Source organism: Streptococcus sp. HMSC076C08 (genome assembly GCF_001810825.1).
In the GTDB taxonomy this organism is placed as follows: domain Bacteria; phylum Bacillota; class Bacilli; order Lactobacillales; family Streptococcaceae; genus Streptococcus.
Map to the genome: position 1 here is coordinate 1 of NZ_KV802707.1, position 248 is coordinate 248.

Annotated in this window: 1 protein-coding gene; it reads left to right on the top strand. The window is 51.2% G+C overall.

The features are described from left to right. On the top strand, positions 1–248 hold a 248-nt coding region (locus tag HMPREF2766_RS09765), incomplete at both ends, for a hypothetical protein (protein WP_186821418.1).

Genomic DNA, 248 nt, shown 5'->3' on the forward strand with positions numbered 1-248 from the left:
TAAGTGCTAGTCAGTCAGCGTCTGTAAGCTTGAGTCAATCCGCATCAGCAAGTTCGAGTCAGTCCGCTTCAGTAAGCGCTAGTCAGTCTGCCTCAGTCAGCTCAAGCGAATCCGCATCAGTAAGTTCGAGTCATTCCGCGTCAGCGAGTGCTAGCCAGTCAGCATCCGTAAGCTCAAGTCAGTCAGTCTCAGTAAGCTCGAGTCAATCCGCATCAGTAAGTGCTAGTCAATCCGCATCAGTAAGCGCA